Annotated in this window: 13 protein-coding genes, 1 tRNA gene and 4 pseudogenes; all 18 read right to left on the reverse strand. The window is 61.0% G+C overall.

The annotated features are described in order from the left end of the window. Positions 1 to 152: 152 nt before the first annotated feature. The 18 genes and pseudogenes from AB5975_03335 to AB5975_03420 all read right to left on the reverse strand — a co-directional run bounded on the left by AB5975_03335 (position 153) and on the right by AB5975_03420 (position 13,724). Positions 153 to 228: transfer RNA gene (locus AB5975_03335), tRNA-Lys, on the reverse strand. A gap of 49 nt (positions 229 to 277) precedes the next feature. Then, positions 278 to 982 (reverse strand): 7-cyano-7-deazaguanine synthase QueC, encoded by a 705-nt coding sequence (gene queC / locus AB5975_03340; protein XDR22912.1) that lies wholly within the window; start codon positions 980 to 982, stop codon positions 278 to 280. Continuing rightward, positions 982 to 1,628: pseudogene (gene queE / locus AB5975_03345) on the reverse strand (7-carboxy-7-deazaguanine synthase QueE). Before queE ends, queC begins: the two are co-directional and overlap by 1 nt. Positions 1,629 to 1,795: 167 nt before the next feature. Next, entirely contained in the window at positions 1,796 to 2,602 is an 807-nt protein-coding gene (gene ybgF, locus AB5975_03350; protein XDR20979.1) for a tol-pal system protein YbgF, read from the reverse strand. Positions 2,603 to 2,608: 6 nt separating this feature from the next. Beyond that, positions 2,609 to 3,109, reverse strand: a complete 501-nt coding sequence (gene pal, locus AB5975_03355; GenBank protein ID XDR20980.1) for a peptidoglycan-associated lipoprotein Pal — start codon at positions 3,107 to 3,109, stop codon at positions 2,609 to 2,611. 54 nt (positions 3,110 to 3,163) lie between these two features. Next, the gene (tolB, locus tag AB5975_03360; GenBank protein ID XDR22913.1) at positions 3,164 to 4,435 is read right to left on the reverse strand and encodes a Tol-Pal system beta propeller repeat protein TolB; all 1,272 of its coding nucleotides are present in this window, start codon (positions 4,433 to 4,435) and stop codon (positions 3,164 to 3,166) included. A 26-nt stretch (positions 4,436 to 4,461) separates the two neighbouring features. Further along, positions 4,462 to 5,579 (reverse strand): annotated as a pseudogene (gene tolA / locus AB5975_03365) (cell envelope integrity protein TolA). After that, the gene (tolR, locus tag AB5975_03370; protein ID XDR20981.1) at positions 5,579 to 6,031 is read right to left on the reverse strand and encodes a protein TolR; all 453 of its coding nucleotides are present in this window, start codon (positions 6,029 to 6,031) and stop codon (positions 5,579 to 5,581) included. Before tolR ends, tolA begins: the two are co-directional and overlap by 1 nt. Positions 6,032 to 6,045: 14 nt before the next feature. After that, positions 6,046 to 6,740, reverse strand: a pseudogene (gene tolQ / locus AB5975_03375) (protein TolQ). Beyond that, the gene (gene ybgC / locus AB5975_03380; protein ID XDR20982.1) at positions 6,730 to 7,194 is read right to left on the reverse strand and encodes a tol-pal system-associated acyl-CoA thioesterase; all 465 of its coding nucleotides are present in this window, start codon (positions 7,192 to 7,194) and stop codon (positions 6,730 to 6,732) included. The pseudogene tolQ and the gene ybgC overlap by 11 nt, the downstream one beginning before the upstream one ends. Positions 7,195 to 7,319: 125 nt before the next feature. After that, complete coding sequence (gene ruvB, locus AB5975_03385; protein XDR20983.1) at positions 7,320 to 8,366, reverse strand: Holliday junction branch migration DNA helicase RuvB; 1,047 nt, start codon at positions 8,364 to 8,366, stop codon at positions 7,320 to 7,322. Continuing rightward, complete coding sequence (gene ruvA, locus AB5975_03390; protein ID XDR20984.1) at positions 8,363 to 8,980, reverse strand: Holliday junction branch migration protein RuvA; 618 nt, start codon at positions 8,978 to 8,980, stop codon at positions 8,363 to 8,365. Before ruvA ends, ruvB begins: the two co-directional genes overlap by 4 nt. Before the next feature lie 109 nt (positions 8,981 to 9,089). Then, positions 9,090 to 9,613: pseudogene (gene ruvC / locus AB5975_03395) on the reverse strand (crossover junction endodeoxyribonuclease RuvC). 126 nt (positions 9,614 to 9,739) lie between these two features. Continuing rightward, on the reverse strand, positions 9,740 to 10,486 hold the full coding sequence (locus tag AB5975_03400) for a YebC/PmpR family DNA-binding transcriptional regulator (GenBank protein ID XDR20985.1): 747 nt from the start codon (positions 10,484 to 10,486) through the stop codon (positions 9,740 to 9,742). Positions 10,487 to 10,600: 114 nt separating this feature from the next. Then, entirely contained in the window at positions 10,601 to 12,376 is a 1,776-nt protein-coding gene (gene aspS, locus AB5975_03405) for an aspartate--tRNA ligase (protein ID XDR20986.1), read from the reverse strand. Between the two features lie 93 nt (positions 12,377 to 12,469). Then, complete coding sequence (locus AB5975_03410; GenBank protein ID XDR20987.1) at positions 12,470 to 12,691, reverse strand: FmdB family zinc ribbon protein; 222 nt, start codon at positions 12,689 to 12,691, stop codon at positions 12,470 to 12,472. Between the two features lie 92 nt (positions 12,692 to 12,783). Continuing rightward, complete coding sequence (locus AB5975_03415; GenBank protein XDR20988.1) at positions 12,784 to 13,113, reverse strand: ribbon-helix-helix domain-containing protein; 330 nt, start codon at positions 13,111 to 13,113, stop codon at positions 12,784 to 12,786. A gap of 137 nt (positions 13,114 to 13,250) precedes the next feature. Beyond that, positions 13,251 to 13,724 carry a Dps family protein gene (locus AB5975_03420; protein ID XDR20989.1) on the reverse strand — a complete coding sequence of 158 codons (474 nt, stop codon included), beginning with the start codon at positions 13,722 to 13,724 and terminating at the stop codon, positions 13,251 to 13,253. Between the last annotated feature and the right edge of the window lie 192 nt (positions 13,725 to 13,916).

Below are 13,916 nucleotides of genomic sequence, written 5' to 3' on the forward strand. Positions count from 1 at the left end.
TTGGCCCAGGAACGAAAAAGCCCGCCATAAGTGGCGGGCTATTCCATATTGACATCACGCCGAAGCGAGCCTAAGGTTCGCTCCAGACGGCTGCAAGACTAGACATGGCTGTGGCAAGCCCCCTCTCAGCACTCACGAACCGCTGTGAATAATGGTGGGTCGTGTAGGATTCGAACCTACGACCAATTGGTTAAAAGCCAACTGCTCTACCAACTGAGCTAACGACCCATTTGATGGCGCGTATAATACTGATTTCTAACGAGAAATCAACACCCCATCAAAAAACCTTTGAAAAATACCGCGTTGGGTCTTCGACACCGGCGGCCTTGAAGCCGTCGGCGCGCAGGCGGCAGCTGTCGCATTTGCCACAGGCACGGCCGTCATCATCGGCCTGGTAGCAGGAAACGGTCAGGCTGTAATCCACACCGCGGGCCATACCGGCCTGCACGATCTGCGCCTTGCTCATGTTCTGCAGCGGCGCCTGGATGCGGAAACCCTGCCCCTCTACACCGGCTTTGGTCGCCAGGTTTGCCATGCGCTCGAAGGCTTCGACGAACTCGGGGCGGCAATCCGGGTAGCCGGAGTAATCCACGGCATTGACGCCAATGAAAATATCACGCGCCTCCAACACTTCGGCCCAGCCCAGGGCAAGCGAAAGGAACACGGTGTTGCGCGCTGGCACATAAGTGACCGGGATGCCCTCACTTGGGGCTTCCGGCACATCGATGTTGCTGTCGGTCAACGCCGAACCGCCAATGCCGTCAAGGTTCAGCCCGATCACCTTGTGCTCCACCACTCCCAGGTCACGGGCCACGCGGGCAGCGGCATTCAACTCGGCACGATGGCGCTGGCCGTAATCGAAGCTCATGGTGTAGCAGCTGTAGCCTTCGGCCTTGGCCATGGCAACTACGGTGGCCGAGTCCAGGCCCCCGGACAACAGGATTACTGCGCGTTTATCGATCATGTGTAGGTGCTCCTCAATCAACGTCCGGGTTCGTCGTTCCACAGCAGCTTGTGCAGCTGCAGCTGGAAGCGCACGGGCAGGTTGTCGGCAACGATCCAGTCCGCCAGGTCGCTGGCTTTCACCTGGTGGTGGCTCGGCGAGAACAACACCTCACCCGCACGCTCGGAAAGGTTGTACTGGATCAGCTTGGAAACTGCCCAGTCGTAGTCCTCGCGGGAACAGATGACGAACTTGACCTGGTCGTTACGGGTCAGCTGCTCGATGTTCTCGTAGCGGTTACGGTGCGATTCTTCGGAACCTGGGGTTTTCAGGTCGACCACACGGCTGACGCGGGTGTCGGTACCGGTAATGTCCAACGCACCGCTGGTTTCCAGCGACACTTCGTACCCGGCATCACACAGCCGCTGCAGTAACGGCAGGGCGTTGGGCTGGGCCAATGGCTCACCACCGGTGACACAGACGTAGCGCGGTTTGAAACCGGCCACCTGCTCAAGGATCGAATCGAGGGTGCGAAGGGTACCGCCACTGAAGGCATAGGCACTGTCGCAGTACTGGCAGCGCAGGGGCAACCTGTGAGGCGCACGAATACGGTGGGCAACCCAGCCGTTCGCGTTTCACCCTGCAAAGAGTAAAAGACTTCGGTGATGCGTAATGTGTCTTGCATGCTCGCCACGGGCGTGACAGCTAAACAGGCTGCCCGCCTCCTCAGGCACTGTTGCGGACTCGACATAGCGTTATCCGCAGCAGCGTGTTTACGAAAAAAGGGCAGTGATTCTAACGAAAAAACCCGCGACTGGCGCGGGTTTCTTGAGAGCGGTGCAACTACGACACTCAGAGCTTCTGCAGGTCACGCTGAGCCAGTTGCGCGGCCGAGGTGCCGGGGTACTGGGTAATAACCTGCTGCAGGATGCCCTTGACCTTGTCGGTATGCCCCATACGGCGCTCGACATCGGCCAGTTTGTACAGTGAATCGGGCACCTTGCTGTGCTTCGGATACTTCTGACTTACTTGAGCGAAGGCCTGGCTTGCGCCTGGCAGGTCACCCTTGGCCAGGTTCACTTCACCCAACCAGTACTGCGCGTTGCCGGCGTACTGGCTGTTTGGGTACTTGCGCAGGAATGCGTTGAACGCCTGGCTGGCCTTGTCGAAGTCTTTCTGTTTGATCAGGTCGAAAGCAGCATCGTAGTAAAGCTTTTCTTTCGCCGGATCACCGGGCTCGCTACTGGCGGCCGGTTGTTGCGCAGCAGCACCTGCTGCTGCATCCGGGGCGGCATTGGACGCACCACCACCGGTGGAATTGTCAGGGGTTGCGGCAGGCGCAGCGCCACTGTTGATGCGACGGTCCAGGTCCTGGTAACGCTCCAGGTTTTCCTGCTTCATGCGCGACACATCGTTTTGCAGCTCTTCGATGATGCCTTGCTGGCGGGAAAGCTGATCCTGCATCTGTTGCAGCTGCATGAACAGCTGGCCCTGTGCAGAGGCAGGGGCCGAAGCCCCTGACCCGGCATAGGCGCCGCTCGTGCCATAACCCGCAGGCGGATAGCTGCCTGCGTTGTCATCTACTACAGGGACCTCAGCCCAGGCCGCGAGCGGCAGGCTGAGTGCGAGGACGGTTACTACACGGCGGCACATACGCATAAGAACTTACTTACGCAGTTCTACGCGACGGTTCTGAGCCCAGGACTGCTCGTCGTTGCCGGTGGCAACTGGACGCTCTTCGCCGTAGGAAACCAGTTCCAGCTGAGCAGGGGAAACGCCCTGCAGAACCAGGTAGCGCTGAACGGCTTTCGCACGACGCTCACCCAGAGCCATGTTGTACTCGCGGGTGCCGCGCTCGTCGGTGTTGCCTTCCAGAACAACGCGGTTGCCGTTGGACTTCAGGTCCTTGGCGTGAACGTCCAGAGCGCGCATGGCTTCTGGCTTCAGGTCCGAGCTGTCGTATTCGAAGTAGAAGGTGGTGATTGCGCGCAGGGCGGCTTCTTCGCTCAGGGAACCGTCAACAGCGCCAGTGTTGGCACCGTAGCCAGCGTTAGGATCTACAGCAGCGCCTTCGCCTGCGTTATCACCGCCCTTCGAGGAGCAACCTACAGCTACAGCCATGGCCAGAGCCAGCGCAGCAAATTTACCAAACTTCAGCATTTCCATCGTGAAACTCCTAATGAAACCCCAGTGTGTTAAGCAAAACGTATTACGCCGCAATCAGTTCAGGTAAGGGGACCAGGACGGTTCTCTGACTTCGCCTTGAGCGGTAGGAAGTGGGAGCCTCACGCGGCCATTAAGCGACACGAGCATCAAGACTCCCCGGCCCTGCTGGCGGGTGGCGTAGATTAGCATGGTGCCGTTTGGCGCGACAGTGGGAGACTCATCAAGACTTGTTTCAGACAGAATCTTTACACTTCCGCGCTGCAAGTCCTGTGCCGCCACTTTGAAGTTGGTAAAGCCCTGTTGGCGATGGATCATCACCAGGGTCTTTTCGTCTGCCGAAAGTTTCGGGTTGGCGTTGTAGTTACCCACGAACGTTACACGCTCGGCACCGCCACCACTGACCGACTGTTTATAGATCTGCGGTTTGCCGCCACGGTCGGAAGTGAAGTAAAGGGTGTTGCCATCCTTACCCCAGAACGGCTCGGTATTGATACCTGGGCCGGCAGTCACACGGCTGATCTGGCGCGAAGCCACATTCATCACGTAGATGTCCGGGTTGCCGTCCTTGGACAGCACGAACGCCAGGCGCGAACCGTCCGGCGACCAGGCTGGCGCGCCGTTCAGGCCTTCGAAGTTGGTCACCTGCTCGCGGCGACCGGTATCGATGTTCTGAATGAAGATACGCGGGCGCTTCTGCTCGAACGAAACGTAGGCGATACGCTTGCCATCCGGCGCAAAGCGCGGCGACAGGATTGGTTCACGCGACTGCAGCAGGGTTACCGCACGCGCACCGTCGTAGTCCGAACGCTGCAGGGTGTAACGGGTGTTGTTGGTGGAGAAGCGCTCGGCCGTCACGTACAGCATGCGGGTAGAGAACGCCCCCTTGATGCCGGTGAGCTTCTCGAACGACTGGTCGGCAATGTAGTGCGCCATGTCGCGCAGCTGGTCGGTGCTGCCCGCCACGCTACCGGTCAGCACTTGCTGCTCGGTGGCGACGTTGAACAGCGCGTACTGCACCTGCAGGCGACCGCCCGACGGCACGATGCTGCCGACCATCACGTACTGGGCACCCAGCGCTTTCCAGTCACGGAAGATCACTTCGCTGGCCTGCGACGGCTGGCTGATCATGTTCTGCCGCGGAATCGGCGAGTAGTAACCGGAGTTGCGCAGGTCGTTGCCGATGATGTCGGCGATGTCTTCGGGCAGCACGCTGCCGCCCTGCAGGCCGAACGGCACTACCGCGATGGGTGTAGCCCGGTCACTGCCACTGGTGACCAGGATGTTCTTTTCCTCTGCCACCGCCATGCCTGCCACGCAGCACAGCATGACCAGCAGTCCTCTCAGACGTTTAATCACAACGCTAGATCCTCAGGTGTAAATGTCATCTTGAACGAACGATATTGGTTGAAATCGCTCGGCTTCATACCCTGCATCTCGGTCAAACGACCAATGTTCTTCACCGCAGCCACCGCCGAACTGTCATACGGGCCGTCACCACTGGAACGGGCCACGCTGACACTGGTGATGGTACCGTCCGGCAACATGTTGATCTGCAGGACCACCGTCATGCCCTTGCGCGCGGAAGGCGGACGCGCCCAGCCCTCGGCCGCGCGCATGCGGATCAGGTCGTCGAAGTCGCCGGCCACCTGGTCACCCTGCTCGTCGGCCAGCGCCTGCTGCCGCTCGGTGGTGTCGGACAACAGCTCGGCCAGGGCCTGGGCTTTCTTGTCTTCTGCCGCCTTGCGGGCCGCTTCCTGTGCCTTCTTTTTCTGGGCGTCTGCAGCGGCCTTTTTCTTGGCCTCTTCAGCTGCCTTCTTCTTAGCGTCCTCGGCCGCCGCCTTCTTCTTGGCGTCCTCGGCTGCTTTCTTCTTGGCCTCCTCGGCTGCCTTTTTCTTGGCGTCCTCGGCGGCTTGTTCTTCGCCTCTTCAGCGGCCTCTTTCTTGGCCTCTTCTTCGGCTTTTTTCTTGGCTTCGTCCTCGGCCTTCTTCTTGGCGATGTCGGCCTGCTGCTTCTCGGCAGCCTTCTTCGCCTCGTCGGCCTTCTTGGCTTCGGCAGCTTTCTTGGCTTCGGCAGCCTTGGCGGCTTCTGCGGCCTTGGCAGCTTCTTCGGCTTTTTTCGCCTCGGCGGCTTCGCGGGCCTCCTCGGCCTTTTGAGCAGCGTCGGCTTTCTTTTGTTCCGCAGCCTTCACTGCTTCCTGCTCGACCTTCTTCTGCTCCAACTGCTCGACTTCGGTCTGGCGCGAAGCGGTTTTCTTCGCTTCCCCGGCAATCTTCTGATTGGTCTGGGTGGTCGCCTGGCTCTTGGACTTGAGCTGGTACAGGGTAGCCTGAACGATCGGCTTGGAAGGCGGCAGCTCAGGCGTCATGGCAAAACTGACGAACAGCAGGGCGAACACCAGCACATGCAGGCCGATGGCCCAGACACTGGGCCAGAAGTAGCTTTCCGAGGCGGATGGCTCTCGCTGTTGCATCAGGGCGCCTCGGTAATCAGGCCAACGTTACCGACACCGGCCTTCTGCAACCCGCCCATGGCACCCATGACCGCGCCATAGTCGACAGCCTTGTCGCCACGAATGAACACCTGGGTTTGCTTGCCCTGGTCACGGCCGGCAGCAATGATCTTGGTCACTGCATTGGTCATGTCAGGCAAGGTCATGGCCTTGTCCATCTGCTTGTCGGTATCGACTTCGCTGCCAAGGTTCCAGTAGTAGGTTTTATCGGCCTTGATGGAGATGGTGAGGATCTGGACGTTGTTGTCCTGCGGCAAGGCTTCGCTGGAAACCTTGGGCAGGTCGACCTTCACGCCCTGGTTGAGCATGGGCGCCGTCACCATGAAGATGACCAGCAGCACCAGCATCACGTCGATGTAGGGCACCACGTTCATCTCGGCGACGGGCTTGCGTTTGTGGCGAACTCGGGCCATGGGCTTCTACCTGATTACTCTTCGCTGGTGTGCACTTTGCGGTGCAGGATCGCCTGGAACTCGTCGGCGAAGGTGTAGTAACGACCGATCAGCACTTCACTGCGCGCGGCGAAACGGTTGTAGGCGATGACCGCCGGGATCGCTGCGAACAGGCCGATGGCGGTGGCGATCAGCGCTTCGGCGATACCTGGGCGACTGTGGCCAGGGTGGCTTGCTGGGCGCTGGCCAGGCCGCGGAAGGAGTTCATGATGCCCCATACGGTACCGAACAGGCCGATGTACGGGCTGGTGGAACCAACGGTGGCCAGGAACGGCAGGCTCTGTTCGAGTTTTTCTTCCTCGCGAGAAATGGCCACGCGCATGGCACGGCCAACGCCTTCCATCACCGCGTCCGGGTCAACGCCCGGTTGCTGGCGCAGGCGCGAGAACTCCTTGAAGCCGGCACGGAACACCTGCTCCACGCCAGAGTCCGGGTCTGGGTTGCTGCCTGCCTGGCGGTACAGCTTGGACAGGTCGATGCCCGACCAGAAGCGCTCCTCGAAGGCATCCAGCGCACGACGACCGGCGCGCAGCATGGTGCTGCGCTGGAAGATCATGATCCATGAGGTGACCGAGGCGGCCACCAGGGTCAGCATTACCAGCTGTACCACCACGCTGGCATTGCTGACCAGACTCCACATGGAGGTATGGTCGACGACGTTAGCTTCCACGCTTATTCTCCTGCATTCGATTGATTACCCGAGCCGTCCGCCATAAAGGCTTCGCGCAGCTGGGGGGGTATGGCTGGGGTTTGAAAGTGTCGGCGCGCACGGCGGCCACCAGGAACTGCCCTTCGCAAAGCAGCGTGTCATCCTTTTCCCGCCAGACCTGCTGCACGAAGCGCAAGCTGGCGCGATTGAGTTCAAGTACTTGCGCGGTCACCCGCAGTTCGTCATCAAGCCGCGCCGGCGCGTGATACCGCGCTTCGCTGGAATGAACCACGAACAGCAGGTTGTCTTCGGCCAGTTGCGACTGGGAAAAGCCCAGGTGCCGCAGGCGTTCGGTGCGCGCGCGCTCCATGAATTTCAGGTAGTTGACGTAATACACCACGCCGCCCGCATCGGTATCTTCGTAATAGACGCGACAACGGTGTGCGAACGGTTCGAGCTGATTTTGCGCGCGCATACTCTAGTGCTTACTCCTCAGCTTGCCAATCCGCTGTGGCAACTGTTTTTTCTTCATTGATGTCTTATTGCCAGCGCACTTTGGGCATGCCAGCGGTAGGACCACGAAAAGTCGCTTTCGATCTGTCATTCATCGCCTGGCTCGGAAAAATCACCACCCTCCCCCAAGCGCCCGGGAATATTCAGGCCAAAGTGCAGGTAGGCATGCCGGGTGACCACGCGGCCGCGCGGCGTACGCATGATGTAGCCCTGCTGGATCAGGTACGGCTCAAGCACATCCTCGATGGTATGACGCTCTTCGCTGATGGCCGCGGCCAGGTTGTCCACGCCCACCGGGCCGCCATCGAATTTTTCGATCATGGTCAACAGCAGGCGGCGGTCGGAATGATCGAAACCACGCTCGTCCACGTCCAGCAGGTTCAGCGCCATGTCGGCCACGGCCTTGGTGATCTGGCCCTTGCCGCGTACTTCGGCGTAGTCGCGTACCCGGCGCAGCAGGCGGTTGGCGATACGCGGCGTACCCCGAGCGCGGCGAGCGATCTCGTAGGCGCCGAGGTCTTCGATGGCCAGGCCAAGGATGTTGGCCGAACGGCTGACGATGGTGGCCAGGTCCTTGTCGCTGTAGAACTCCAGGCGCTGGACGATACCGAAGCGGTCACGCAACGGGTTGGTGAGCATGCCGGCACGGGTGGTAGCGCCCACCAGGGTGAACGGTGGCAGGTCCAGCTTGATCGAACGCGCCGCCGGGCCTTCGCCAATCATGATGTCGAGCTGGAAATCCTCCATGGCCGGGTACAACACCTCTTCGACGACCGGCGACAGCCGATGGATTTCGTCGATGAACAGCACATCGTGCGGCTCGAGGTTGGTCAGCATGGCTGCCAGGTCGCCAGGGCGTTCCAGAATAGGCCCCGAGGTGCTCTTCACCGACACGCCCATTTCATGGGCGATGATGTTGGCCAGGGTGGTCTTGCCCAGGCCTGGCGGGCCAAAGATCAGCGTGTGATCGAGCGACTCGCTGCGGCCACGCGCCGCCTGGATGAACAGCGCCATCTGCTCGCGCACCACCGGCTGGCCGATATAATCGTCCAGGCTCAGCGGGCGAATCGCACGGTCCTGGACCTCTTCGCGGTCGCGGCCACTGGCGGCGATCAGGCGGTCGGCTTCGATCACTTGGTTATCATCCCTTTCAGGCTGCGGCGGATCAGTTCTTCACTGCTCAAGCCGGCCTTGTCCTTGATCGCAGCGATTGCCTTGCTGGCTTCCTGCGGCTTGTAGCCGAGCGAGACCAGGGCACTGACCGCATCGGCCTCGGCGCTGGACTCGCTGGCGACCGGCAACGGCCCGTCGGACACCAGGGTGAACATGGCCGGTGACGTCTCCCAGGCTTTGAAGCGGTCCTTGAGCTCGACCAGCAAGCGTTCGGCGGTTTTTTTGCCAACACCGGGCACGCGCACCAGGGCCGAGGTGTCCTGGGCTTGCACGCAGCGCACCAGTTCGTCCACTTCCAGCCCGGACATCAGCGCCAGGGCCAGCTTCGGCCCCACGCCGTTCAGGCGGATCAGCTCGCGGAACAACTCGCGCTCGCGCTTTTCGGCAAAGCCATAGAGCAGGTGGGCGTCTTCGCGCACGACCAGGTGGGTATGCACGGTGACGGCTTCGCCCACCTTGGGCAGACGGTACAGCGTGGTCATGGGAACTTCCAGTTCGTATCCCACGCCGTTGACGTCGATAATCAGGTGCGGCGGCTGTTTTTCCGCCAGGGTGCCGCGCAAACGTCCAATCACGTTCCGATCCTTCCTCTCGGGGAGCCGGTCAAAGACCGCTCAACCCTATCAGCAAATGCAGCGGGTGAACGCATCACCCAAACAAAATATGTATCAGCGCATGAAGCGCCTACAGACGCAAGCGCCCGCCGCGTCGCCGTGCCGTGGCCAGGCCATGTGGTACCAAGCTGGAACGGGTGTGAGCGTGGCACAGGGCGATGGCCAGGGCATCGGAGGCATCGATCTGTGGCTTTTGCGTCAATTTCAGCAGGTGCATGACCATCATCATCACCTGCTCCTTGTGGCCCCACCCGTGCCGGCCACGGCCTGCTTGACCTGGGTGGCGCTGTATTCGGCGATTTCCAGGCCGGCCTCGGCGGCGGCGACGATGGCCGCGCCACGGGCCTGGCCGAGCTTTAGCGCCGAATCGGCGTTGCGGGCCATGAACACCCGCTCGATACCCATGGTCACCGGGCCGTGCTGGGCGATGATTTCACTGACACCCCGAAAAACAATCTGCAGCCGCTCGTGCAGCTCGCCGCTGCCGGTGCGGATACAACCCGATGCCACGTACTCGCAACCACGGGCGGTCTGACGGACCACACCGTAACCGGTGATGCGCGAACCGGGGTCGATACCAAGAATCAGAGTCATAACACCTGCGGAGTTTTACCAATTTCACCGGTCTATTCGCGGGCAAGCCCGCCCCTACAAAGACCTCGCAGTCCCTGTAGGAGCGGGCTTGCCCGCGAATAAACCCTCAAGGCGAACGAAACAACCTTAGCCGAGGTTATCCATGATCTCATCGGAAATCTGGGCGTTGGAGTAGACGTTCTGCACGTCGTCCAGGTCTTCGAGCATGTCGATCAGCTTGAGCACCTTTTCCGCACCGTCCTGGTCAAGTTCGGCGCTGGTGGTCGGCTGCATGACGATTTCCGCGTCAGCGGCCTTGAAGCCAGCCTCTTCCAGCGCGTTACGCACGGCATAGAAGCTATTGAACGAAGTGAACACCTCGAACGAGCCGTCATCGTTGGCCACCACGTCGTCGGCATCGGCCTCCATTGCCGCTTCCATCAACGCGTCTTCTTCAACGCCCGGGGCAAAGCTGATCTGCCCCTTGCGCTCGAACAGGTAGGCCACCGAACCGTCGGTGCCCAGGTTGCCACCGCACTTGGTAAAGGCATGGCGCACGGCGGCGGCAGTACGGTTGCGGTTGTCGGTCATGGCTTCGACCATGATCGCCACGCCACCGGGGCCGTAACCTTCGTAGCTGAGCTCTTCGACGTTGTCGCTTTCATTGGTGCCAGCGCCACGGGCCACGGCGCGGTCGATGATGTCGCGACTCATGTTGGCGCCCAGCGCCTTGTCCAGCGCCAGGCGCAAGCGCGGGTTGGATGCCGGGTCAGGGCCGCCTTGCTTGGCAGCTACCGTCAGCTCACGGATCCACTTGGTGAAGACCTTGCCTCTCTTGGCATCCTGGCGCTCTTTGCGGTGCTTGATGTTCGCCCACTTGGAATGACCAGCCATAACGACTCCGAATCCTTTGAATCACAAACAGCCCCGCCCCATGACGGGGCGGGACGGGAGAATACCTGCGCCGAAACGCAAAGGCGCATCCATATGGATGCGCCCGGGGACTGCTTACTCGACCTTGGTCTGTTCGCGCAGTCGGATGTGCAGCTCGCGCAGGGCCTTGGCGTCGACCAGGCCAGGGGCCTGGGTCATGACGCATGCAGCGCTCTGGGTTTTCGGGAACGCGATCACTTCACGGATCGACTGGGCGCCGGTCATCAGCATGACCAGGCGGTCCAGGCCGAAGGCCAGGCCGCCGTGGGGCGGTGCGCCGAATTTCAGGGCGTCGAGCAGGAAGCCGAACTTCTCTTCCTGTTCTTCTGCCTCGATACCCAGCAGGCGGAATACCGCCTGTTGCATCTCTTTACGGTGGATACGGATCGAGCCGCCACCCAGCTCGGTGCCGTTCAGGACCATGTCGTAGGCACGGGACAGGGCCGTGGCCGGGTTGGCCTCCAGCTCTTCCGGGGTGCACTTGGGCGCGGTAAACGGGTGGTGCAGCGCGGTGAAGCTACCGTCTTCGTTCTCTTCGAACATCGGGAAGTCGACGACCCACATCGGTGCCCACTCGCAGGTCAGCAGCTCGAAGTCGTGACCCAGGCGGATACGCAGCGCGCCCAGGGCTTCGCTGACCACCTTGAACTTGTCGGCGCCGAAGAACACGATGTCGCCATCTACAGCACCCACGCGGTCGAGGATGTTGTTGAGGTTGGCTTCAGGGATGTTCTTGACGATCGGCGACTGCAGGCCTTCGACGCCCTTGGCACGCTCGTTGACCTTGATGTAGGCCAGGCCCTTGGCACCGTAAATGCCGACGAACTTGGTGTACTCGTCGATCTTGCTGCGCGGCATGCTCGCACCGCCTGGCAGACGCAGGGCGGTAACGCGGCACTTCGGATCGTTGGCCGGGCCGGCGAATACTTTGAAGTCGACATCCTTCAACTGGTCGGCAACGTCGACCAGTTCCAGCGGGTTACGCAGGTCTGGCTTGTCGGAGCCATAGCGGCGCATGGCCTCTTCGAAGGTCATGTGCGGGAATTCGCCGAACTCCAGGTCCAGCACTTCCTTGAACAGCTTGCGGATCATGCTTTCGGTCAAGCCCATGATCTCGCTTTCATCGAGGAAGCTGGTCTCGATGTCGATCTGGGTGAATTCCGGCTGGCGGTCGGCCCGCAGGTCCTCGTCACGGAAGCACTTGGCGATCTGGTAGTAGCGGTCGAAACCGGCGACCATCAGCAGCTGCTTGAACAGCTGTGGCGACTGCGGCAGAGCGAAGAAGCTACCGGCGTGGGTACGGCTTGGCACCAGGTAGTCACGCGCACCTTCCGGGGTAGCACGGGTGAGGATCGGGGTTTCGACGTCGAGGAAACCATTTTCGTCGAGGAAGCGACGAATGCTGCTGGTGATGCGCGAGCGCAGGCGCAGCTTGTCGGCCATTTCCGGGCGACGCAGATCGATGAAGCGGTAACGCAGGCGGGTTTCCTCGCCGACGTCGGAGTATTCGTTCAGCGGGAACGGCGGGGTTTCTGCTTCGTTGAGCACGTTCAGCTGGTAGCCGAGGATCTCGATTGCACCAGACGCCATGTTGGCATTCACCGCACCGTCAGGGCGCTTGCGGACCTTGCCGGTGATCTGCACGACGTATTCGCTGCGCACACGGTCGGCAGCGGCGAAGGTTTCGGCGCGATCAGGGTCGAACACGACCTGGGCCATGCCTTCGCGGTCACGGATGTCGAGGAAGATCACCCCGCCGTGGTCGCGGCGACGATGGACCCAGCCGCAAAGGGTGACTTCCTGGCCGTCCAGGCTCTCGTTCAGTTGGCCGCAATAATGGCTGCGCATCATGATGGTGGTTTCGCTTCTCGTGATTCGTGTATTCGGTGGAGGCCTTGGCCGCCCGGAGGGCTAATACTGCAAGACCCGGTCACAGCATTCAACTCAGTCGGCCTTGTCGCCGCCTGCCAGATTCTTTTTCGCCCCGGTCTTGAAGTCGGTTTCGTACCAACCATTACCGCTCAGGCGGAAGCCTGGCACCGACAGCAGCTTTTTCAGTGCCGGCGCCTGGCAGGCCGGGCAATCGACCAGCGGCGCGGCGCTGATCTTCTGCAGCACTTCCATGCGGTGCTCGCAGGACGCACATTGATAGTCATAAAGGGGCATGGGTGTCTCTCGTCAACCACAACGCTGGCTGCCGGGGCAGCAAAAAGCGGGATTATATATGGTTAGCAAGCACTGCGCAGCCCGCCAGGCGATCAGCGCGCACTTGGCGGGTTCAGAAGCCACGCCACGCAGATGACCCGGATCAGCCCGCTGAAGTTGCGCACCCCACCCTGGCGCAGGTGCACTTCGCGGTCCACGTAGGACAACACGGCACTGACCGAGCAGCGGTTGGCAGCGGCGATGCGCTCCAGGATACCCCAGTAGACGGCCTCCAGGCGCAGACACGTGGAAAAGCCGTTGAGCCGCACCGAGCGCGACACCGGCTGGGCCTGCAACATGTCGAAATCCGCCTTGAACGGATCGATGCATTGTTTTGCGGGCCAACTCCCCTGGCCAATACTACGTTTGCTCGCTTGCATCATGCGCCACACTTCCTCGTCACAGGTACCAGGCGACCTATGAAGCGCTGATGCGCGAGCTTAAAGCAGCGGCAAAATCTTCCTGCACAACCTCTAGACCCCGGCCGGGCATGCCGACCAGGGCTTTTGCACGATGGCCGTTACTTGCCGTCGAGCAGCACCCGCAGCATCCAGGCGGTTTTCTCGTGCACTTGCATGCGCTGGGTCAGCAAGTCGGCGGTCGGCTCGTCACTGACTTTGTCCACCACCGGGAAAATACTGCGCGCAGTACGCACCACGGCCTCCTGACCCTGCACCAGCTGACGGATCATTTCGTCCGCAGGGGGCACGCCTTCCTCCTCCTTGATCGACGAGTGCCGCGCGTAGAATGCATACGACCCCGGCGCCGGGAAGCCCAGGGCACGGATGCGCTCGGCGATCGAATCGACTGCCAGCGCCAGTTCGTTGTACTGCTCTTCGAACATCAAATGCAGGGTGCGGAACGACGGACCGGTGACGTTCCAGTGAAAGTTATGGGTTTTCAGATACAGCACATAGGTATCCGACAACAGACGGGACAGCCCATCGACGATGGACTTGCGATCTTCTTCACTGATACCGATATCGATTGCCATGAAGTTCCCCTTTCCATAAGGCTTGAGACTCAAGCGGGCGCCGACCACTGTAGCAACACTTGGCGCATGCCGCATGTGACATGGCGCAACACATCGCCCGCCGGGCGGCCTGCGGTTTGAGTAGGCTGCGGCTTTACTGTTAAATAGGCACGGTGCCACCCGTGCGGACTGTCATTGCCGGGTGCATAGGCT

Origin of the sequence: Pseudomonas putida (genome assembly GCA_041071465.1) — a bacterium.
Taxonomy (GTDB): Bacteria; Pseudomonadota; Gammaproteobacteria; order Pseudomonadales; family Pseudomonadaceae; genus Aquipseudomonas; species Aquipseudomonas putida_P.